At 61.3% G+C, this 18,969-nt stretch carries 19 protein-coding genes; 9 read left to right on the top strand and 10 right to left on the bottom strand.

The genetic code is table 11. From position 1 onward, the window contains the following. Positions 1-250: 250 nt before the first annotated feature. The 3 genes from ACI2KS_RS20160 to ACI2KS_RS20170 all read right to left on the bottom strand — a co-directional run bounded on the left by ACI2KS_RS20160 (position 251) and on the right by ACI2KS_RS20170 (position 3,958). Positions 251-1,846: a GMC family oxidoreductase N-terminal domain-containing protein gene (locus ACI2KS_RS20160; protein WP_404622762.1), complete on the bottom strand. Its 1,596-nt coding sequence runs from the start codon at positions 1,844-1,846 to the stop codon at positions 251-253. A 31-nt stretch (positions 1,847-1,877) separates the two neighbouring features. After that, a complete protein-coding gene (locus ACI2KS_RS20165; RefSeq protein ID WP_404622763.1) occupies positions 1,878-2,423 on the bottom strand; it encodes a twin-arginine translocation pathway signal protein in 546 nt (181 codons plus the stop codon). 95 nt (positions 2,424-2,518) lie between these two features. Continuing rightward, the gene (locus ACI2KS_RS20170) at positions 2,519-3,958 is read right to left on the bottom strand and encodes a coniferyl aldehyde dehydrogenase (protein WP_404622764.1); all 1,440 of its coding nucleotides are present in this window, start codon (positions 3,956-3,958) and stop codon (positions 2,519-2,521) included. A gap of 144 nt (positions 3,959-4,102) precedes the next feature. On the opposite strand from ACI2KS_RS20170, the gene ACI2KS_RS20175 reads away from it, so the two are divergent. Next, complete coding sequence (locus tag ACI2KS_RS20175) at positions 4,103-4,789, top strand: TetR/AcrR family transcriptional regulator (protein ID WP_404622765.1); 687 nt, start codon at positions 4,103-4,105, stop codon at positions 4,787-4,789. A gap of 69 nt (positions 4,790-4,858) precedes the next feature. Further along, positions 4,859-5,713 (top strand): sulfurtransferase, encoded by an 855-nt coding sequence (locus ACI2KS_RS20180; protein WP_404622766.1) that lies wholly within the window; start codon positions 4,859-4,861, stop codon positions 5,711-5,713. A gap of 141 nt (positions 5,714-5,854) precedes the next feature. Here ACI2KS_RS20180 and ACI2KS_RS20185 read toward each other — a convergent pair whose 3' ends face one another. The 6 genes from ACI2KS_RS20185 to ACI2KS_RS20210 form a co-directional block, all read right to left on the bottom strand. Next, positions 5,855-6,178 carry an AzlD domain-containing protein gene (locus ACI2KS_RS20185; protein ID WP_404622767.1) on the bottom strand — a complete coding sequence of 108 codons (324 nt, stop codon included), beginning with the start codon at positions 6,176-6,178 and terminating at the stop codon, positions 5,855-5,857. After that, positions 6,175-6,903 carry an AzlC family ABC transporter permease gene (locus ACI2KS_RS20190; protein ID WP_404622768.1) on the bottom strand — a complete coding sequence of 243 codons (729 nt, stop codon included), beginning with the start codon at positions 6,901-6,903 and terminating at the stop codon, positions 6,175-6,177. Before ACI2KS_RS20190 ends, ACI2KS_RS20185 begins: the two co-directional genes overlap by 4 nt. A gap of 225 nt (positions 6,904-7,128) precedes the next feature. After that, positions 7,129-8,145 (bottom strand): hydrolase, encoded by a 1,017-nt coding sequence (locus ACI2KS_RS20195; RefSeq protein WP_404622769.1) that lies wholly within the window; start codon positions 8,143-8,145, stop codon positions 7,129-7,131. Further along, positions 8,129-8,749 (bottom strand): 16S rRNA (guanine(966)-N(2))-methyltransferase RsmD, encoded by a 621-nt coding sequence (rsmD, locus tag ACI2KS_RS20200; RefSeq protein WP_404622770.1) that lies wholly within the window; start codon positions 8,747-8,749, stop codon positions 8,129-8,131. Before rsmD ends, ACI2KS_RS20195 begins: the two co-directional genes overlap by 17 nt. Next, positions 8,749-10,245 carry a M16 family metallopeptidase gene (locus tag ACI2KS_RS20205; RefSeq protein WP_404622771.1) on the bottom strand — a complete coding sequence of 499 codons (1,497 nt, stop codon included), beginning with the start codon at positions 10,243-10,245 and terminating at the stop codon, positions 8,749-8,751. The genes rsmD and ACI2KS_RS20205 overlap by 1 nt, the downstream gene beginning before the upstream one ends. Further along, entirely contained in the window at positions 10,238-11,593 is a 1,356-nt protein-coding gene (locus ACI2KS_RS20210; protein ID WP_404622772.1) for a M16 family metallopeptidase, read from the bottom strand. The genes ACI2KS_RS20205 and ACI2KS_RS20210 overlap by 8 nt, the downstream gene beginning before the upstream one ends. A gap of 478 nt (positions 11,594-12,071) precedes the next feature. On the opposite strand from ACI2KS_RS20210, the gene ftsY reads away from it, so the two are divergent. From ftsY to rpoH, 4 genes are all read left to right on the top strand, one after another. Then, positions 12,072-13,661, top strand: coding sequence for a signal recognition particle-docking protein FtsY (ftsY, locus tag ACI2KS_RS20215; protein ID WP_404622773.1), 1,590 nt, complete (start codon positions 12,072-12,074; stop codon positions 13,659-13,661). Beyond that, a complete protein-coding gene (gene ftsE / locus ACI2KS_RS20220) occupies positions 13,658-14,329 on the top strand; it encodes a cell division ATP-binding protein FtsE (protein WP_404622774.1) in 672 nt (223 codons plus the stop codon). The genes ftsY and ftsE overlap by 4 nt, the downstream gene beginning before the upstream one ends. Beyond that, positions 14,326-15,351 carry a permease-like cell division protein FtsX gene (ftsX, locus tag ACI2KS_RS20225; RefSeq protein ID WP_404622775.1) on the top strand — a complete coding sequence of 342 codons (1,026 nt, stop codon included), beginning with the start codon at positions 14,326-14,328 and terminating at the stop codon, positions 15,349-15,351. Before ftsE ends, ftsX begins: the two co-directional genes overlap by 4 nt. Positions 15,352-15,490: 139 nt before the next feature. Continuing rightward, positions 15,491-16,345, top strand: a complete 855-nt coding sequence (gene rpoH / locus ACI2KS_RS20230; RefSeq protein ID WP_404622776.1) for an RNA polymerase sigma factor RpoH — start codon at positions 15,491-15,493, stop codon at positions 16,343-16,345. 216 nt (positions 16,346-16,561) lie between these two features. Here the strand turns inward: rpoH and mtgA are convergent, their stop codons facing one another. Further along, positions 16,562-17,272 carry a monofunctional biosynthetic peptidoglycan transglycosylase gene (mtgA, locus tag ACI2KS_RS20235; RefSeq protein ID WP_404622777.1) on the bottom strand — a complete coding sequence of 237 codons (711 nt, stop codon included), beginning with the start codon at positions 17,270-17,272 and terminating at the stop codon, positions 16,562-16,564. An 80-nt stretch (positions 17,273-17,352) separates the two neighbouring features. Here mtgA and ACI2KS_RS20240 point away from each other — a divergent pair, with 80 nt between their 5' ends. The 3 genes from ACI2KS_RS20240 to ACI2KS_RS20250 all read left to right on the top strand — a co-directional run bounded on the left by ACI2KS_RS20240 (position 17,353) and on the right by ACI2KS_RS20250 (position 18,928). Then, complete coding sequence (locus ACI2KS_RS20240; RefSeq protein ID WP_404622778.1) at positions 17,353-17,736, top strand: DUF423 domain-containing protein; 384 nt, start codon at positions 17,353-17,355, stop codon at positions 17,734-17,736. A gap of 110 nt (positions 17,737-17,846) precedes the next feature. Next, a complete protein-coding gene (gene thiS / locus ACI2KS_RS20245; RefSeq protein ID WP_404622779.1) occupies positions 17,847-18,047 on the top strand; it encodes a sulfur carrier protein ThiS in 201 nt (66 codons plus the stop codon). An 86-nt stretch (positions 18,048-18,133) separates the two neighbouring features. Then, positions 18,134-18,928: a thiazole synthase gene (locus ACI2KS_RS20250; RefSeq protein WP_404622780.1), complete on the top strand. Its 795-nt coding sequence runs from the start codon at positions 18,134-18,136 to the stop codon at positions 18,926-18,928. Positions 18,929-18,969 lie beyond the last annotated feature (41 nt).

Consider the following 18,969-nt stretch of genomic DNA (forward strand, 5'->3'; position numbering starts at 1 on the left):
CGTCGGCAAGCCAACTCCCACGCCCTCCGGGCAGAAGCGGGTGAACATCTGACGGCCGCGCGCAGAAGCAATCGACCCCTGTTGCGCCGCCTGCTTTTGATTCTGGCCGCAGGCCGTGGAGCCGGCTTGCTGGCGAATGCGCTTTGTCAGTCGACACCAAAGTAGACTGACAGGTGACTTTCGCCAGCAAGCCAGGTGCCACATGTCCGCGGCGCTTGAGGGAACGGGTTCGTCAGCATTTGCCGTTATCTCATGCTGGCTTGAGCCGCTCCACCAGCGCCGTCGCCAGCTTGGCCGTCAGCCCATAGACCGAAAGCTGCGGGTTGGCGCCGATGCTGGTGGGGAACAGCGAGCCGTCATGAATCGAAAGACCCTGCAACTGGTGATGCCGACCCAGACTGTCGACCACCGCGTGCCGCGCATCCTCACCCATGGCGCAGCCACCCATGACATGAGCGCTGCCCAGGCGTGTGCGGAAGATTTCCAGGGGCAGGCTATCGATCAGGGTGCGAGCCTGCGCGGCGGTCTTCACGTAGTCGGCGTCACCGTGAAGCGGCAGCACCGCCCTCGCGCCGCCGGCAAACTGGATCTCGGCCATGCTGTGCAGAGCGCGCCGCACGCCGTCCCAGGCATAGGCCGAGACCTGGTAGTCCAGCACCGGCGTGTCGTCGCCGCGCAGCTGCACGGTGCCGCCAACGCTGTCGGGATGAAACCCGTCGCGCAGCAGTGCCAGCATCATGTGGGTGTGGGGCAGTTGCGCCATGCGCTCGGCGTTCCTGGTGCCGTAATCGCCCAGTAACGTACTGGCCAGCGCCGGCTGCAAGGGTGGCACTTCAAGTTTGTACGCCATGGGCCCAGTGACGCCGTCGCGCCACTGGAAATGGTCGGAATAGATCGACTGTGGCGCTCCGTAGAACGGGTTGATCACCTGGTCGAACAGCCCGGCAGAAAACGCCACCAGGTGCAGAAACGTGCGCTTGCCCAGTCGCCCATGGGGATCGGGAACCCCAGAGCGCATCAGCAGGCCAGGGCTGTTGATGCCGCCGCCCGCGAGCACCGTATGGCGGGCCCTGACCGTGATCCTGCGCCCGGTCGGTGCTACGCAGCGGTCATCCATGGCCAGGCATTCCACGCCCAGCACAGTGCCGTTCTGGATGATCAAGCGCTCGGCGCGGGCCAGATAGAGCAGCTCTCCACCCTTTTCCAGCGTCGCTGGAATCGTCGTCACCAACATCGACTGCTTGGCGTTTGTTGCACAGCCAAGCCCGCAATAACCCAGGTTCCAGCAGCCCCGCACATTGCGCGCAATCGTATGCCAGCTGTAGCCGAGCTTTTCGCAACCTTGACGGATGACGTCGTTGTTGGCGTTAGGTGGCATGATCCAGGGCGCAACGCCCAGTCGCTGCTCCATTCGCTCGAACCATGGCGCCATGTCGGCGGGGCCATGACCTTTGACGGCATGCTCGGTGGCCCAGTGATCGAGGGTCTGGTCAGGCGTGCGAAAGCTTGAGGTCCAGTTGATCAGGGTGCTGCCACCCACTGCGCGGCCTTGCAGGATGGTGATCGCCCCATCCTTGCTCATGCGCCCGATGCCTTCCTGATAGAGCGTCGAATAGGCTTGATCTTCCAGCAGTTTGAAGTCGGAGCTGGTCTTGAGCGGACCCTCTTCGATAATCAGCACCTTGAGCCCGGCGGCGCTGAGAATCTCGGCACTGGTGCCACCGCCTGCGCCGCTGCCGATGATGACGACGTCGGCCTCAAGCGTCAGGTCCTGCTCAAGGCGCGAGCCATCAAGGGTTTTCCAGCCGCGGGCGATACCCTCGTGGAACGTGTCGGGAACAGGCATACCACCTCGATGTTTTATTGTTTTGCTTCAATCAGATCGTTGGCGGGCCGGGATAGCCGCAATGCACCCACGATTCGGGGCGGGCGTACCAAGCCATGAGCACCAGCTGCAAGAGTGAGCTGTGACCCTGGCGCAGCAGGTCAAGCGAGCTGTTTTCCCAGCGCACGAGGAAGTGCCTTATCTGCTCCGCAGCGGCGCTCTGCCAGCTACCCCAGATACCGGTCAGCGGTCCGCGTGTGATTGCCATCCCCAGCACGTCGAACAGCTGCTGAGTCAGCTTGAGCATCTGCGGCGACAGTCGGGACAGGCCGGCATCCAGGCTGCGCAAGGTCTGCTCGACAGCCGTTTGCAGCGACACCCCAGCCAGCGCGCCTTCGAGCATGACCGGGATCACTGCCCGCAAAAATGGCTGGTCGCTGGCGCGCAACACGGCAAAGCCGGGCGCGGCAGTACTGCTGGAGCATCCGCTGAGGCTTGCCGTCAGTCCCGTGGTCGCGAGGAACGCAGTCGCGCCGACGCCCAGCTTGAGCACGGCACGTCGCGAAGGGCCGCAGTGGTGGGGAAGTTCTTCGATCATGTTCACCTGTTCCAGCGTGCATCCGTAGCAGTCAGGCTTGCCGGTGATGGCGTCCTTCAGATCCTGCCGCCGACAAGCCGTGCTAAAGGCGGGGCTTAGCGGACAAAGAGTTTGTAAATCAGCTTCTGAATCGCTTTGCCATAAGGTGGATAGATCAACCGCGCTGCATTGAAACGCTGCTTGATGAACACACCCTTGGCCTTGCTGAACGTCAGGAAACCTTCATGACCGTGGTAGTGACCCATACCCGATGCGCCGCTGCCGCCGAAGGGCAAGTCATCCTGGGCGACATGCAGCAGCGTGTCGTTCAGACAGACACCGCCGGAATGTGTCTGCTCAAGCACCCGCTGTTGCTCGGCCTTGCTGTAGCCAAAGTAATAAAGCGCCAAGGGACGAGGTCGTTGGTTGATGTAGTCCAACGCCTGCTCGATCCGCTCATAGGGCACGATGGGCAGCAGCGGGCCAAAGATTTCGTCCTGCATGACCAGCATGTCGTCGCTGACATCCAGCACCAGGCTGAAGGGCATGCGCCGCCCCTGACCATGCTCGAACAGCGGGATGACGCGCGCGCCTTTACTGGTTGCATCAGCCACATAGCTGTTCAATCGCGCGACATGCCGTGGGTTGATGATTGCGGTGTAGTCCGGGTTGTCGGTCAGGGTCGGATAAAATCGAGTCACCGCCTGCCTGTAGGCTTCTACGAAATCAGTAACGCGATCCTGGGGCACCAGTACGTAATCCGGCGCCACGCAGGTTTGTCCGGCGTTGAGCGTCTTGCCAAAGGCGATGCGTTCGGCGGCGTCCCCGATGGGCACGTCCTGGGCGACGATAGCCGGAGATTTTCCCCCAAGCTCCAGCGTTACCGGCGTCAGATTCTCGGCCGCTGCGCGCATCACATGCCGGCCGACACTGGTGGCGCCAGTGAACAACAGATGATCAAACGCCAGCCGGGAGAAGGCCATGCCGACCTCCGCTTCGCCCAGGACCACGGCGACCAGATCCTCGGGAAAGATTCTGGCGAACAGCGTTTTGAGCAGGTGGCCGGTAGCGGGCGTCGACTCACTGAGTTTGAGCATCACCCGGTTGCCCGCCGCCAGGGCGCCGACCAACGGACCGATCGCCAGATACAGCGGGTAGTTCCACGGCACGATCACACCCACCACGCCTACGGGCTGGTAAACGACCTTCGCCGAGGCCGGTTGAAACGCCATGCCCACGCTGCGCCGAGAAGCGCGCATCCACTTTTTCAGGTGGCGACGTGCGTAATGAATGTTGTGCAGGCTGGGCATCAGCTCGGCGAGCAGTGTCTCGTCGGCGCTGCGGTGGCTGAAGTCGGCGCTGATGGCCTCGATCAGCGTCTGGCGCTCTTCGCTGAGCAGCTGGCGCAGAGCGTCGAGCCATTGCCGGCGTTGCTCTGCGGCGGGCATTGGATTTGCTGCGAAGGCTCTGCGCTGCCTGTCGAAAAGTCGCTCAAGGTCGTCCCCCAGGACCGGGCCATCATCAGGCAGGGAAAAACGCACGGATTCGACAGGCATCGCTGCTGTTCCTTCTTGAAGTTATAGAGTGGTTTTAGAGTGATTACTCTATAAAGTCAAATGCCACGCATGGATTGCCCCGAGCCGCGATGCTTGCGTTAAGATCCAGCACATGACTGTTACGTCTCAACGTTCGAGCTGAGCATGGCGCCGCGCATAAAACCTCTTCGCATCAATACCCGTGAACGCATCGTGCAGAGCAGCCTTGAGCTGTTCAATCAGCAGGGCGAGCGCAGCGTCAGCACCAACCATATTGCTGCGCACATGGAGATTTCGCCCGGCAATCTGTATTACCACTTCCCCAACAAGCAGGCGATCATCGCCGAGCTGTTCAGCGAATACGAAGCGCTGGTCGACAGCTTTCTGCACCCGCCAAAGGGGCGTCTGCCCGGGGTGGAAGACAAGCGCCATTATCTGATGGCGATTCTCGACGGCATGTGGCGCTATCGTTTTCTGCATCGCGACCTTGAACACCTGCTTGATGCCGACCCGGAACTGGCAGAGCGCTACAGGCGTTTTTCCCAGCATTGCCTGATCAAGGCCATGACCATTTACGGCGGCTTTGTCGAGGCCGGGATTCTGGACATGGATCAGGTGCAGATCGAGTCGTTGACGCTCAACGCCTGGATCATTCTGACGTCCTGGGTGCGGTTCCTCTGCACCACGCGGGAAAACGCTACGCGGCTGAATGAAAATGCCATCCGCCGTGGCGTGTATCAGGTGCTGATGCTGGAACTGGGGTTCGTCACGCCTCAGGCGCGCGAAGCGGTACACGCGTTGTGCGCAGAATTTTACGTGCCGTTGAATCAGGCACTGGAGGACGCAGAATGAATCGCCTCCTGTCGTTCAAATAAATTGTCTTGGTGCTATAGCCACTTCCACTGCCTGCAGGAGCCTGTCATGTCCATCGCGCAATTGATCAGCCCTCAACAACTGGCCGAACGGCAAAAAAATACCGGGCTGGTGATTCTGGATTGTCGTTCGTCACTCGATGACCTGGACTACGGTCAGCGCAGCTATGCCGAAGGTCACATCGAGGGGTCGTCCTACGCGGATCTGCTCAATGATCTTAGCGGCCCCATCAGCAAGGGAGTGACAGGGCGCCATCCACTGCCCGACCCGCAAACGCTGGTCGAGCGTCTGCGTTTCTGGGGGGTGAATAACGACAGTGAGGTCGTGCTCTATGACGACGGCCCCGGCGCCTATGCTGCGCGGGCCTGGTGGTTGCTGGCCTGGCTGGGCAAGCGCGAGGGTATGTATGTCCTGGACGGTGGACTGAAAGCCTGGCACGCGGCCGGTCAGCCGTTGAGCCTGGATCCGCCGGATCATCATCAGGGTTCATTCCAGGGACAGCCCGATGACAGGCTGGTGTTGACCGCCGTTGAATTGCAGAGCCGGCTGGGCCAGCCGGAAATGACCCTGATCGATGCTCGGGCACCCGCGCGTTTTCGGGGTGAGGTCGAGCCGATCGATCCGGTCGCGGGGCATATCCCGGGCGCCCAGTGTGCGGCGTTCACTGACAACCTGGGGCCAGACGGACGCTTCCTGCCAGCCGAGCAACTCAAGCAGCGATTCGCCGAAACCCTCCAGGGGCGCGCACCGGAGCAACTGGTCGCCTATTGTGGCTCTGGCGTCACCGCGTGCCACAACCTGTTCGCGCTGTGTCTGGCCGGGTACCCGTTGGCCGGGCTGTACGCAGGGTCGTGGAGTGAATGGATCAATGATCCCAAGCGTGGGGTTGCGACAGGGGAGTGATTGCCTGGCTCGGTGATCGGGTGACGGCTGGCGTGCACTTGCAGATTCCGTCGCCCTGTAGCGGCCCGGTTTCCTGGCGGTAGCGGTCTGGGTATCGTCACCGCCGCCAAGCCGGGCGCTACAGAGAGGCGACCTCGTCCGTTATATCTGCCCCATCGCCCAGCGCAACATGAAGAACACCACCAACCCGCCACCAATGGTCGCCAGCAGATTGCGACTCAGTGCTGCGATGCCGATGGCCGCCACACCGGCCAGCAGATACGCGTTGTCCAGTGACAATTGCCAGTGCTCGCCGTCAGGCAGCAGCATCCCGGGTACCACGATGGCGGTGAGTACGGCCGTTGGCACGTAATGCAGACCTTGACGCACGACAGGCGGAAAACGCAGGTTCGGCCAGGCAAAAAGGCTGTAACGCATCAGGAAGGTGATCGCCGTCATGCCCAGAATCAGCCACCAGTAGCTCATGACCGCACCTGCGTGCCGGAGGCATCCTGATGGTCGGAGGCTTGCCGGCGTTCCAGCAAGACGCCGACGGCTATTCCACTGAAGGCAGCGGCCATCAGGCCCAGCTTGTAGGGCAACGACCAGGTCATCAACGCCACTGCACCCGCGGCCAGCGCCGCTGCTATCTGTGGCTGATTGCGCAGCAGCGGCACGACAATGCCGATGAAGGTCGCCAGCATCGCGAACTCCAGACCCCAGCTGGCCATATCCGGCACCGCCTGACCAAACAGCACACCCACCAGTGAACTGCCGACCCAGCAGGCATACAGCGCGCTGGTCACGCCAAGCCAGTACCAATGCGCCAACGGCGTACGACCGTGTACCAGGTAATAGCGTTGCACCACCGCGAAGGTCTCGTCGGTCAGCCAGAACGCCAGTAGCAGCCGCCAGCGTTGCGGCAGGCCATGAACCTGTGGCTGCAAGGTTGCGCTGTACAGCACATGGCGAAGATTGACGATGAAGGTGGTCAGCAGAATCACCACAGCACTGGCTCCGGCGCCCATCAGACTGACCACGATGAACTGCGCGGACCCTGCGTAGACGAACAGCGACATGCCGACCGCTTGCCACAGCGACAAGCCGCCGACGCCGGCCAGGGTTCCGAAGATGATGCCGAACGGCGCGATACCGACCAGCATGGGCACACTGTCGCGAAGGCCGCGGACATAAAGTTGATTGCGGGACATGGGTTTCTCCTTATGTCCCGAATGGTAAGCCGCAGTTTGAAGACTGTCTTGAACGATCTTGCAGGGTGGAAATACAAGAATGCGATAAGGGTCGAAGTGATGAAGATCTCTCCTGCGCCGAGCATCTGTAGCAGCACGGCTTGCCTGCGGTGACGTCCTTGAGACCGCTATCGCCGGCAAGCCGTGCTGCTACAGGTATGGGTTGGGCAATCGATCGGCTGAGCGCTACGGATTCAGCGGCGCCCCGTGCACATCCACCAACCACTGCGGAATCCGCCGCTCCAGATAATAGGTCGGTGTTCTCAGGGTGCCATCGACAAATCCTACATGCCCGCCATGATTCTGCAGATCGAACTCGGTGCTGGCGGACAGTTCGCTGGCATCGGGCAGGCTGTGTTTGAACACGAACGGGTCGTCCAGCGACTGCACCAGCAACGTTGGCGTGCGGATGGCGCCCAGGAAATAGCGGCTCGAGGCCCGCCGGTAGTAATCGTGTGCGTCGACAAAACCGTTGAGCGGCGCCGTCACCCGGCCATCGAACTCCCAGAACGTGCGCATGTTCTCCAGCGAACCCAATGCTGCAAGTTCTGCGAGCCCTTCGCTCAGGCCTTCATGCTGAAAACGCCGTTGCTTGTCCTTGATGTATCCGACCATCTCGCGCATGAAGTGCCGCTGATAGACCTTGGAGAAGCCCTGGCCGATACGGTCGGCGCATTCGTCCAGGCGGAACGGCACCGACACCGCAGCCGCGCCTTGCAGTTGGCTGTCCAGTCCTGACTCGCCCAGATGCTTGAGCAGAATGTTGCCGCCCAGCGAATAACCGACTGCGTACAGCGGCGCCAAGGGGCGGGCTGCCCGCAGATGAGCGATCACGGCGGCGAGGTCTTCACTGGCCCCTGAGTGATAGCTGCGCGGCAACAGGTTCGGCTCGCCCGAGCAGCCTCGCCAGTTCAGGGCTGCGCTGGCCCAGCCGCGCTTCTCCATCGCTTGCTGCAGACCGACGACGTAGGGCGAGTTGGAAGAGCCGGTCAGCCCGTGCAGTACCAGCACCACGGGGACCTTGGCGTCGTGGGGCCCGTGCCAGTCCATGTCGAGAAAGTCGCCATCTTCGAGCCAGATCCGTTCGCGGCGGCGCTCCAGATGAATGGTCCTGCGCCACAGCGGCCCCCACAGCGTTTGCAGGTGCGGGTTGCCCAGGCCAGTCGCCGGAACGAACGGGCGACTTTCAGCCAGCGGTAACACTGCGTTCCCACAGCGCGTAATACACCTGGCCGGCTTTTTTCTCGCGATGCAGACGCCAGTTGCCTGGCATGCCGAGGGTGGATGGCGCGGTTTCGCTTTCGGTATAGATCCAGGCGTCGTCGGCCAGCCATTGGCGTTCTTCCAGCAGGGTGCAGGCCGGAGCCAGCAGGTTCTGGTGGAACGGCGGGTCAAGGAAGACCACGTCGAATTGTTCCGCAGGCTGGGTCTCCAGATAGCGCAATGCATCGCTGCTGACGGTCTTGCCCACCGTGCAGCGCAGCGTGCCCAGATGCTCGCGCAGGTTGGAGATGGCGGCGGAGTTGGTGTCCAGCGCCAGGCCAAGGCTGGCGCCTCGCGATAACGCCTCCAGATACAACGCGCCGCTACCGGCAAACGGATCGAGCACGCGGGCGCCTTCGATATAGGGTGCGAGCCAGTTGAACAGGGTTTCCCGAACCCGGTCCGGTGTCGGACGCAGGCCCGGGGCATCCGGGAAGCTCAGACGCCGACTGCGCCATTGGCCGCCGATAATCCGCAATTGGCCCAGGCCCGTGTGGATTTTGTGCCCTTTGTGAATACGCGGCGGCTTGGAAGTCGAGGTCATTAGTGCTCCGGAACACCGAGCGGTCGCTCGGCGGGTTTATCAGTAGGTGGCGGCAGAGGCTTCTGCGCGACGGTAGGACCTGCGGTCACGATGACCAGCTTGTCGGCGTCCAGATGCTTGTTCATCACGGCCTTGATCTGCGGCACGGTGATGCTCTGGGACTGCGTCATGAAGTCTTCGAGGTAGGTCAAAGGCAGATTATAGAAGCCAATGGCGCCCAGTTGGCCAACGATCGCCGAGTTGCTGGCGGTGGACAGCGGGAAACTGCCGGCCAGCTCGCGCTTGGCGTCGTCAAGCTCTTTCTGGGTCGGGCCGTTGGCGAGGAAGTCGCGAGTGATGTCCTTGACCAGCTTGAGCGTGTTTTCGCTGAGTTCTGCGCGGGTCTGCAGACTGATCATGAAGGGCCCTTGCGCTTGCATCGGGGTAAAACCCGAGGACACACCGTAGGTCAGGCCGCGTTTCTCGCGCACTTCGGTCATCAGCCGGCTACCGAAGCCGCCGCCGCCCAGAATCGAGTTGCCCAGCGACAACGCGGCGTAGTCCGGGTCAGCGCGGTCGATGCCCAGTTCGGCCAGCATCAGGTGAGTCTGCTTGGACGGGAACTCGATATGGGTTTCCCCAGGCTTGGGTTCGGTTGGCGCGATGGTCTTGGCCAGCGCCGGCCCTTTGGGTAGCGAGGCCGATACCTGGGCCGCCACGGCCTCTGCCTCGGCACGGGACAGATCGCCGACCAGCGCTATGACTGCGTTGCCGGCCGCGTAGGCTTTGGCGTGGAACGCTTTGAGCTGGGCCAGGGTAATCGGCGTGATGCTGTTGGCCGTGCCCATGCTCGGGTGGGCGTAAGGGTGATCACCGTACAAGCGCTTGAACAGCTCATCGCCGGCCAGCTTGCCGGGGTTCTGCTTCTGGTATTCGAAGCTGGCCATCAGCTGGTTCTTGGTGCGCGCCAGCGAACTGGCAGGAAAGGTCGGTTTGCCGACCACTTCCGAGAACAGCTTGAGGGCCGGCTCGCGTTTGTCTGCGGCACTCAGGCTGCGCAGCGAAGCGATTGCCATGTCGCGGTAGGAGCCATTGCCGAAGTCCGCGCCCAAGCCTTCGAAGCCTTCGGCGATCGCGCTGACGTCCTTGCCTTTGATGCCTTCATTGAGCATGGCGTTGGTGATCAGCGCGATGCCCGGCGTAGCGCCGTCCTGGCTGCTACCTGCGGCGAACAGCAGGCGCAGGTCGAACATCGGCAGCTCGTGGGCCTCGACAAACAGGACCCGAGCGCCCTCGGCGGTATTCCACGACTGAATGTTCAGGGCCCGTCGGGCTGGCGCCTTGCCGTCGAGTTCCTTGAGTGACTCCAGTGTGGTGGCTGCCTTGTCGATGGCCTTGGGGGGCTCGGCAGGCGTCTCGGCCATGGCTGAGGCGGCGCTGAACAGGCCCAGGGCTGTGGCCAGTACCAGCGAGTGGGCCCGCGTTCGCGCAAAGCGTGTCTCGTTGCGCTTACTCATGGGCTTTCTCCTCTGGCAGAACGTGCGCAACGGCGAGGCGGTCGCGGGTGAAGTAGGTGCGTGCGGCTTTCTGGATATCTTCGGGGGTCACGCTTTGCAGAGCGGCCAGTTCCTGATCGATCAACCTCCAGGAAAGGCCGACGGTTTCCAGTTGACCGATAGTGCTGGCCTGACTGGTGATGGAGTCGCGCTCGTAGACCAGCCCGGCGATGACCTGAGCGCGGACCCGCTCAAGCTCTTCCTTGGTTGGCGGCTTGTTTTTCAGCTCGTCGAGCAGGCGCCAGATACCGGCTTCGGTGTCGGCCAGGGTTTTTTTCTTCTGCTGATTGGGCGTGGCACTGATGGTGAACAGGCTGTCGCCGCGGGTATAGGCGTCGTAATCCGAGGATGCGCCAGTGACCAGCTCTTCGCCGCGCTCCAGGCGTGCCGGGATGCGTGCGCTGTAGCCGCCATCAAGCAATGCAGAGATCAGGCGCAGGGCGTTCACCGATTGCGCATCAGTGGTGGTCGCCAGACTCGGTACGTTGAAGCCGTACATCAGGCTCGGCATCTGGGTGGCGACATGCACGGTGATCTGGCGCAAGCCGGGTTCAGGCAGCTCCAGCGGTTTCTTGGACGGTGGAATGTCGCGGCGCGGGACCGGCCCGAAGAACCGTTCGGCCAGGGCCTTCACTTCGTCGGGCTTGACGTCGCCTACCACGACCAGCGTGGCGTTGTTCGGCACGTACCAGGATTCATACCAGTGACGCAGTTCCTGGACCTTCATGCGGTCCAGATCGGCCATCCAGCCGATCGTAGGTGTGTGATAGCCGCTGGCGGGGTAGGCAATGGCCTTGAAACGCTCGTAAGCCTTGGCGTTGGGCTTGTCGTCGGTGCGCAGGCGGCGCTCCTCCTTGATGACCTCGATCTCGCGGGCGAACTCCTCCGGCGGCAGGCGCAGGCTGGCCATGCGGTCGGCTTCCAGCTCGAAGGCCACACCGAGGCGGTCGCGGGCCAGCACCTGGTAATAAGCGGTGTAATCGTCGCTGGTGAAGGCGTTCTCTTCAGCGCCCAGATCACGCAGGATCAGCGATGCTTCACCCGGGCCAGCCTTGGAACTGCCCTTGAACATCATGTGTTCCAGCGCATGGGAAAGCCCTGTCTGACCAGGTGTCTCGTAGCTGGAGCCGACTTTGTACCAGACCTGGGAAACCACGACCGGCGCGCGATGGTCCTCGCGCACGACAACCTTGAGGCCGTTGTCCAGGATGAATTCGGAAGTGGGTTGAGGATCGGCGGCGATGGCTGCAAGGGGCAAACACAATGTGCCGAGCAGAAGGCCTGCGGCACGGCGGGCAATAGCATTCATTGGTAATTCGAACCTTCGAGGCGGCCTGCTTGAACTTAGCGTCGGCGGGCGCGGGGGTTAGGGCGTATCATCACATATTTTCACCGCCGCCCTGCTTAATCTCAGGCCCGGCCCTCCGGGTTGGCGCCTGAAAACGCGCCATGTTGCGTTGCAGGCCTTGGCAAGGAAACGCACATTCCCTGCGGCCTGCGCCTTGCCTGGCGCGCTTTCAGGCGGCAACGCGGCGGTGGAAATATGTGATGACACGCCATAGGATAGCGACCAGTTTGCTTGCCGACCATGGCTAAGATGCCAGAGGCGTAAACACACCTCGTAAGAAATGGCCTGGATGACAATTGTCAGGGGGTCCAGCATCTCATTCGAGCACTGTGGTCTGGGCAGACTATGAACAAGCGGACATAAAAGCAGTCTGTTTCGCATACAGAATTTTTCAGAGGCGCCGCTCCGGCGCGTCGCTACCTTGAGATAGCCGTCCTCCATGTTTGGTTCCAACGACGACAAGAAGACCCCAGCCGCGGCTGGCGAGAAGAAAGGCCTGTTCGGATGGCTGCGCAAGAAACCGCAGGAAACCGTCGCCGAGCAGCCCAAAGAACTGACCCCAGCGCCCGAACCCGCTGTCGAACAGACGCCGGTCGTCGCTGCGCCGCAGATCGTCCCGGCAATACCTGTCGAGCCGGAACCGGAAGCCATCCCGGTTCATGAGCCCGCACCGATTGCCGAGCCAGACGCCGAGCCGTGGCTGAAACTGCCCGTCGCCGAAGAGCCTGTTGCCCTGACCGACGAAAGTGAGCCGCACGTAACGCCACAGATCCCGACCTACACCGCCGCTCAGGTGCAAACGGAAGTCGTCTCGTCGCAGCCGCCCGTTCAGCCCGAAGTGATCGATACCCCTTCAGCAGAACTGCCGCCGACGATCGAACCGATCCCGGTTGCGCTGCCGGATCCAGTTGCCGGTGACGATCTGCCTGCCCTGGCGCAACCCGCCCCGGCGCCCGCGCCGCCTGTAGTGGCTGCGCTGGTTGTTCCGGCCGAGCCCCAGGTTGTGCCAGCTGCAGCGCCTGCAGTCGTAGCTGTCGAGCAGGCACCGGCAGTTGCCGTGGCCCCCGTGGCAGAAACGCAATCGACCGAAGCCAGACAACCCGGCTTCTTCGCCCGCCTCAAACAAGGCCTGTCCAAGACCAGTGCAAGCCTGGGCGAGGGCATGGCCAGTCTGTTTCTGGGCAAGAAAGCCATCGATGACGATATGCTCGATGAGCTGGAAACCCGTTTGCTCACTGCAGACGTCGGCGTCGAGGCAACTTCTCTGATCGTGCGTAACCTGACGCAGAAAGTGGCGCGCAAGCAGCTCACCGACAGCGACGCGTTGTACAAGTCGCTGCAAAACGAGCTGACCGACATGCTCAAGCCGGTGGAAGCGCCGCTGGTGATAGGGTCCGAACACAAGCCGTTCGTGATTCTGGTGGTAGGCGTCAACGGCGCCGGCAAGACCACGACCATCGGCAAGCTGGCGAAAAAACTTCAGCTCGAAGGCAAGAAAGTCATGCTGGCGGCGGGTGATACCTTCCGCGCCGCGGCGGTCGAGCAATTGCAGGTCTGGGGCGAGCGCAACAAGATTCCGGTGATCGCCCAGCACACCGGAGCGGATTCCGCTTCCGTGATTTTCGATGCCGTGCAGGCCGCCAAGGCCCGTGGCATAGATGTGTTGATCGCCGATACGGCCGGTCGCCTGCACACCAAAGACAACCTGATGGAAGAGCTGAAGAAGGTTCGCCGGGTCATGGGCAAGCTTGATGAAGCGGCTCCGCACGAAGTATTGCTGGTGCTCGATGCCGGAACCGGTCAGAACGCCATCAATCAGGCCAAGCAGTTCCACCAGACCGTGACTCTGACCGGCCTGGCCCTGACCAAACTCGACGGTACGGCCAAAGGCGGTGTGATCTTCGCCCTGGCCAAGCAGTTCGGGCTGCCCATTCGTTACGTTGGGGTCGGTGAAGGCATCGACGATTTGCGGACTTTCGAGGCTGAATCCTTCGTTCAGGCTCTTTTCGCCGAGCGGGAGCGCACATGATTCGTTTCGAACAGGTCGGTAAACGCTATCCGAACGGACACGTCGGCTTGCATGAGCTGAGCTTTCGAGTGCGTCGTGGGGAGTTTCTGTTTGTGACCGGCCACTCCGGCGCCGGTAAAAGTACCTTGCTGCGTCTGCTGCTGGCCATGGAGCGACCAACCACCGGCAAGCTGCTGCTGGCCGGGCAGGATCTGGGGCAAATCAGCACTGCACAGATCCCCTTCTTGCGTCGGCAGATCGGCGTGGTGTTCCAGAACCACCAGTTGCTGTTTGATCGCACCGTATTCAACAACGTCGCCTTGCCTTTGCAGATTCTTGGCCTGTCCAAGACCGAAGTGACCAAGCGCGTCGATTCAGCGCTTGAGCGCGTGGCCCTGTCGGACAAGGCCGAGCTTTACCCAGGCGACCTGTCCACAGGCCAGCAGCAGCGCGTCGGCATCGCCCGCGCCATCGTCCACCGCCCGGCCTTGCTGCTGGCGGACGAGCCGACCGGTAACCTCGATCCACGCCTGGCTGCGGAAATCATGGGCGTATTCGAAGACATCAATCGCCTGGGCACCAGCGTGCTGATTGCCAGTCACGACCTGGCGCTGATCGCCCGCATGCGCCACCGCATGCTGACCCTGCAACGCGGCCGATTGATTGGCGACGGGGAGGCTGGCGTATGAGTGCCACGCGTAGCCCCAAGGTTTCCGAACGCGTGGCGCCCAAAGCCTCCGAGCCCGGCCCGCAAAAGAAAAGAAAACACGACGATGACGACGGCCCAGGCTTTGGCATGCTGTTCAACGCCTGGATCGAGGCGCATCGCTCCAGCATGCTGGACAGCCTGCGCCGTCTTGGCAGACAACCGATCGGTAGCTTTTTCACCTGTCTGGTGATGGCCATTGCCTTGAGTCTGCCAATGGGGCTGTCGCTGTTGCTGAGCAACGTCGAACGCCTGGGCGGATCGTGGCAGCGCGCTGCGCAGATTTCGCTTTATTTGCAACTGGATGCTTCCGCAACCGAAGGGGAAGGACTGGTTACGCAGATCAAGGCAATGCCCGGCGTCGCCGAAGCTGAGTACATCAGCCGCGATCAGGCGCTGAACGAGTTCCAGCAGCAGTCCGGCTTGGGCGAGGCACTCAAGGAGTTACCGGAAAATCCGCTGCCGGGTGTGGTGCTGGTCACGCCACAGGAAGTTGACAAAGCCGCGCTGGAAGCATTACGTACGCGTCTGGCTGCGCTACCCAAGGTGCAGCAGGCTCAGCTGGACCTGGTCTGGGTCGAGCGTCTGGCGGCCATTCTCAAGCTCGGCGATCGGTTTGTGTTCGGTCTGACGGTGCTGCTGGTGGGCGCTTTGTTGCTCGTTATCGGCAATACCATTCGTCTGCACATCGAGAACCGTCGCACCGAGATCGAGGTCATCAAACTGGTAGGCGGCACAGACAGCTACGTACGCAGGCCCTTTCTCTATATGGGCGCGCTGTATGGATTCGGTGCCGGGATTCTATCCTGGGGGGTCTTGGCTTTCGGGCTGGACTGGCTCAACGAGGCAGTGGTCCGCTTGGCTGGGCTGTATGGCAGCAATTTCTCCCTGGCGGGTGTGCCGATGGCCGATGGTCTATCGCTCTTGCTAGGGGCGGTGTTGTTGGGTTATATCGGTGCGTGGATTGCAGTGGCACGCCATTTGAGAGAGCTGGCGCCTCGTTAAGCGTTTAATGTTCGGTTAATTTTTGTAGCGTAAATATTGTTTCATCTATTGACTTTTCAGCTAAGGGAACTTGTTTAGCGGTTTCCGGTCAATTTCGCAGTGCTGAACTGCACGAGTCATGTGTCGGAGGTTTTTTCGTATGACCAATTCTTTGCAGCCTGTTTATGCCTTGGTTCCCGGTGCAAACCTGGAAGCCTATGTGCACACGGTCAACAGCATTCCATTGCTGACGCCTGAGCAGGAGCGTGAACTGGCCGAGAGTCTCTATTATGAGCAGGATCTGGGGGCGGCTCGGCAGATGGTGCTCGCCCACCTGCGTTTTGTCGTGCACATCGCGCGCAGTTATTCCGGTTACGGCCTGGCTCAGGCTGACCTGATCCAGGAAGGCAACGTCGGCCTGATGAAGGCCGTGAAACGTTTCAACCCGGAAATGGGTGTACGTCTGGTGTCCTTTGCAGTGCACTGGATTAAGGCCGAGATTCACGAGTTCATCCTGCGCAACTGGCGCATCGTCAAGGTCGCGACCACCAAGGCGCAGCGCAAGCTGTTCTTCAACCTGCGCAGCCAGAAAAAGCGTCTGGCCTGGTTGAATAACGAGGAAGTGCATCGCGTCGCTGAAAGCCTGGGCGTTGAGCCGCGTGAAGTGCGCGAGATGGAAAGCCGTTTGACCGGCCACGACATGGCGTTTGACCCGGCTGCCGAAGCCGACGACGACAGTGCATTCCAGTCGCCGGCCAATTACCTGGAAGACCACCGTTACGATCCGGCGCGTCAGCTGGAAGATTCCGACTGGACCGACAGCTCTACGGCCAATCTGCACGAAGCGCTGAATGTGCTCGACGATCGCAGCCGTGACATCCTCTACCAGCGCTGGCTGGCTGAGGAGAAAGCCACGCTGCACGACCTGGCCGAGAAATACAGCGTCTCTGCCGAGCGCATTCGTCAGCTCGAGAAGAGCGCGATGAACAAGCTCAAGCTGTCGATTGCTGCGTAAGCGAAAAGCCACGACAAAAAACGCCCCGAGATGATCGGGGCGTTTTTGTTTGTGGGGTTTTGCATTGCTGACGGCCAACCCTCGCCTGTAGGGGTGAGCTTGCTCGCGATGGTTTATTCCTGAATGTGATCCAGTGACTGACACACCGCAATCGCGAGCAAGCTCACTCCTGCAGAGGCTGCGGTGGAATTGTCGATTGTGCGTATCGTATCGCCATCACCACCTGCGACTGTGATTCAACCCCGCCAGATACTCATCCCCACCCAACTGGCGCATCTGCTGACGAATCCATCCGGCGCGACGCGACACATAGCTGCTGGGGCTGCTGGCGCTCCACTCGCGGGGATTGGGTAACACGGCTGCCAGATAGCTCGCTTGTTGCGTGGAGAGCTGGCTGGCGTTGACATGGAAGTGATGCTGGGCCGCCGCCTGCGCGCCGAACACGCCATCGTCCCACTCCACGCTGTTGACGTAGACCTCGAGAATCCGCTGCTTGGACCAGAGCACCTCGATAAGCGCGGTAAACCAGGCTTCCAGGCCTTTGCGCAAATAACTACGCCCGGACCACAGGAACAGATTTTTCGAGACCTGCTGGCTCAGCGTGCTGGCACCGCGAATCGAGCCGCCGCGTTCGTTGTGAACCAGTGCGGCCTGGATAGCGTCGATATCGAAACCCCAGTGCTCGGCGAATTTCTGGTCTTCACCGGCAATCACCGCGACTTTCAGATCGTCGGAGATTTTCTCCCAAGGCTCCCAGTCGCGCTGCAGGTCGATGGGCTGGCCGTCGAACCAGGACTCGACCTTGCGCTCGACCATCAGCGCGGTGAACGGCGGGGGTACGAAACGAAAGAGCAAAACCAGTACGACACTTGCCACTGCGAACCAGAGCAGGCCTTTGGCGACACGACGAAGGAGGAAACGCAGCATAGAGATGGCTTGGCCGAACCCGTTGAGCGGGCCATTATACAGACCACGCGCGATAGAACGATTTTTGACTGGAGTCACCGATGCTTCGAACCTTTCTCATGCTGGCCGCTTTCTTCGGATTTACCGGTGTGGCCCTTGGAGCGTTCGCCGCTCATGGCCTGAAGAACCGCCTGAGTCCCGAATACCTGGCGATCTTTCATACCGGCGTGCTGTATCAGCTGATTCACGCCTTGGCGATTTTCGGCGTCGCAGTGCTGGCCACCCAGATTCAGGGCCGGCTGGTGACCTACGCGGGCATCTCGTTCACCCTGGGCATCCTGCTGTTCTCCGGCAGTCTGTATCTGCTGACAGTGACCGGTGTCAGCAAGCTCGGGATCATTACCCCGATCGGCGGCCTGTTCTTTCTGATTGGCTGGTTCATCCTGGGCTGGACCGCCTGGCGTCTGGGCCTGGATACGTTGTAAGGCAATCCTGACCCGCAGGTCCGGGGCGAGACGAATGGCACGCCTTTGCCTTGGTCATACCGGCTGATCGGGCTAGAATGCTCGCCCCTTAAATGATGGCTGCCATTCGCATGCACATTCAGTTGAACGGTGAATCCTTTGAACTGCCCGACGGTGAGACCGTTGCGGCGTTGTTGACGCGTCTGGATCTGACCGGGCGGCGAATCGCGGTCGAGCTCAATCTGGATATCGTCCCGCGCAGCCAGCATGTATCCACGACGCTTGCCGAAGGCGATCAGGTCGAAGTGGTGCACGCCATCGGTGGTGGCTAGCGGGCGCGAATGGCTGCTGCGTGAGCCCCGGCCTGGAAGAGCTGCCAGAAGAACTGCAAGAACCTCAACCGTAAAGAGGATTTTCGATGAGCAATGTTCGTAGCGACAAGCCGTTCACAGTGGCCGGTCGTACTTTCCAGTCGCGCCTGTTGGTCGGCACCGGCAAGTACAAGGATATGGAACAAACCCGCCTGGCCATTGAAGCTTCAGGCGCAGAGATCGTCACCGTGGCAGTGCGCCGGACCAACCTGGGCCAGAACCCGGGCGAACCGAACCTGCTGGACGTGCTGCCGCCGGATCGCTACACCATCCTGCCCAACACCGCCGGTTGCTACGACGCCATCGAGGCCGTACGCACATGCCGTCTGGCCCGTGAACTGCTCGACGGCCACAATCTGGTCAAGCTGGAAGTGCTGGCCGACCAGAAAACCCTGTTCCCCAACGTGATCGAAACGCTCAAGGCCGCAGAAACCCTGGTCAAGGACGGTTTCGACGTGATGGTCTACACCAGCGATGACCCGATCATCGCCCGCCAGCTGGCAGAAATCGGTTGCTGCGCGGTCATGCCGCTGGCCGGTCTGATCGGCACGGGCCTGGGTATCTGCAATCCGTACAACCTGCAGATCATCCTTGAAGAATCGAAAGTCCCGGTCCTGGTCGATGCCGGTGTCGGTACTGCATCCGACGCTACCATCGCCATGGAGCTGGGCTGCGAGGCGGTGCTGATGAACTCGGCCATCGCCCACGCCGGGCACCCGGTGCTGATGGCCGAAGCCATGAAACACGCCATCCTGGCAGGCCGCATGGCTTACCTGGCTGGTCGTATGCCCAAGAAACTTTATGCCAGCGCATCCTCGCCGCTGGATGGTCTGATCAAGTAAGAGCCTGTTGATGATTGATTCGCAAACGCCTGACCCACTTC

The organism is Pseudomonas sp. NPDC087358 (assembly GCF_044900785.1).
Taxonomy (GTDB): Bacteria; Pseudomonadota; Gammaproteobacteria; order Pseudomonadales; family Pseudomonadaceae; genus Aquipseudomonas.

Bases quoted from the DNA above. Each gene is read 5' to 3' on its own strand.
- ACI2KS_RS20160 (WP_404622762.1), bottom strand. From the start codon at position 1,846: ATGCCTGTTCCCGACACGTTCCACGAGGGTATCGCCCGCGGCTGGAAA.
- ACI2KS_RS20165 (WP_404622763.1), bottom strand. From the start codon at position 2,423: ATGATCGAAGAACTTCCCCACCACTGCGGCCCTTCGCGACGTGCCGTG.
- ACI2KS_RS20170 (WP_404622764.1), bottom strand. From the start codon at position 3,958: ATGCCTGTCGAATCCGTGCGTTTTTCCCTGCCTGATGATGGCCCGGTC.
- ACI2KS_RS20175 (WP_404622765.1), top strand. From the start codon at position 4,103: ATGGCGCCGCGCATAAAACCTCTTCGCATCAATACCCGTGAACGCATC.
- ACI2KS_RS20180 (WP_404622766.1), top strand. From the start codon at position 4,859: ATGTCCATCGCGCAATTGATCAGCCCTCAACAACTGGCCGAACGGCAA.
- ACI2KS_RS20185 (WP_404622767.1), bottom strand. From the start codon at position 6,178: ATGAGCTACTGGTGGCTGATTCTGGGCATGACGGCGATCACCTTCCTG.
- ACI2KS_RS20190 (WP_404622768.1), bottom strand. From the start codon at position 6,903: ATGTCCCGCAATCAACTTTATGTCCGCGGCCTTCGCGACAGTGTGCCC.
- rsmD (WP_404622770.1), bottom strand. From the start codon at position 8,749: ATGACCTCGACTTCCAAGCCGCCGCGTATTCACAAAGGGCACAAAATC.
- ACI2KS_RS20205 (WP_404622771.1), bottom strand. From the start codon at position 10,245: ATGAGTAAGCGCAACGAGACACGCTTTGCGCGAACGCGGGCCCACTCG.
- ACI2KS_RS20210 (WP_404622772.1), bottom strand. From the start codon at position 11,593: ATGAATGCTATTGCCCGCCGTGCCGCAGGCCTTCTGCTCGGCACATTG.
- ftsY (WP_404622773.1), top strand. From the start codon at position 12,072: ATGTTTGGTTCCAACGACGACAAGAAGACCCCAGCCGCGGCTGGCGAG.
- ftsE (WP_404622774.1), top strand. From the start codon at position 13,658: ATGATTCGTTTCGAACAGGTCGGTAAACGCTATCCGAACGGACACGTC.
- ftsX (WP_404622775.1), top strand. From the start codon at position 14,326: ATGAGTGCCACGCGTAGCCCCAAGGTTTCCGAACGCGTGGCGCCCAAA.
- rpoH (WP_404622776.1), top strand. From the start codon at position 15,491: ATGACCAATTCTTTGCAGCCTGTTTATGCCTTGGTTCCCGGTGCAAAC.
- mtgA (WP_404622777.1), bottom strand. From the start codon at position 17,272: ATGCTGCGTTTCCTCCTTCGTCGTGTCGCCAAAGGCCTGCTCTGGTTC.
- ACI2KS_RS20240 (WP_404622778.1), top strand. From the start codon at position 17,353: ATGCTTCGAACCTTTCTCATGCTGGCCGCTTTCTTCGGATTTACCGGT.
- thiS (WP_404622779.1), top strand. From the start codon at position 17,847: ATGCACATTCAGTTGAACGGTGAATCCTTTGAACTGCCCGACGGTGAG.
- ACI2KS_RS20250 (WP_404622780.1), top strand. From the start codon at position 18,134: ATGAGCAATGTTCGTAGCGACAAGCCGTTCACAGTGGCCGGTCGTACT.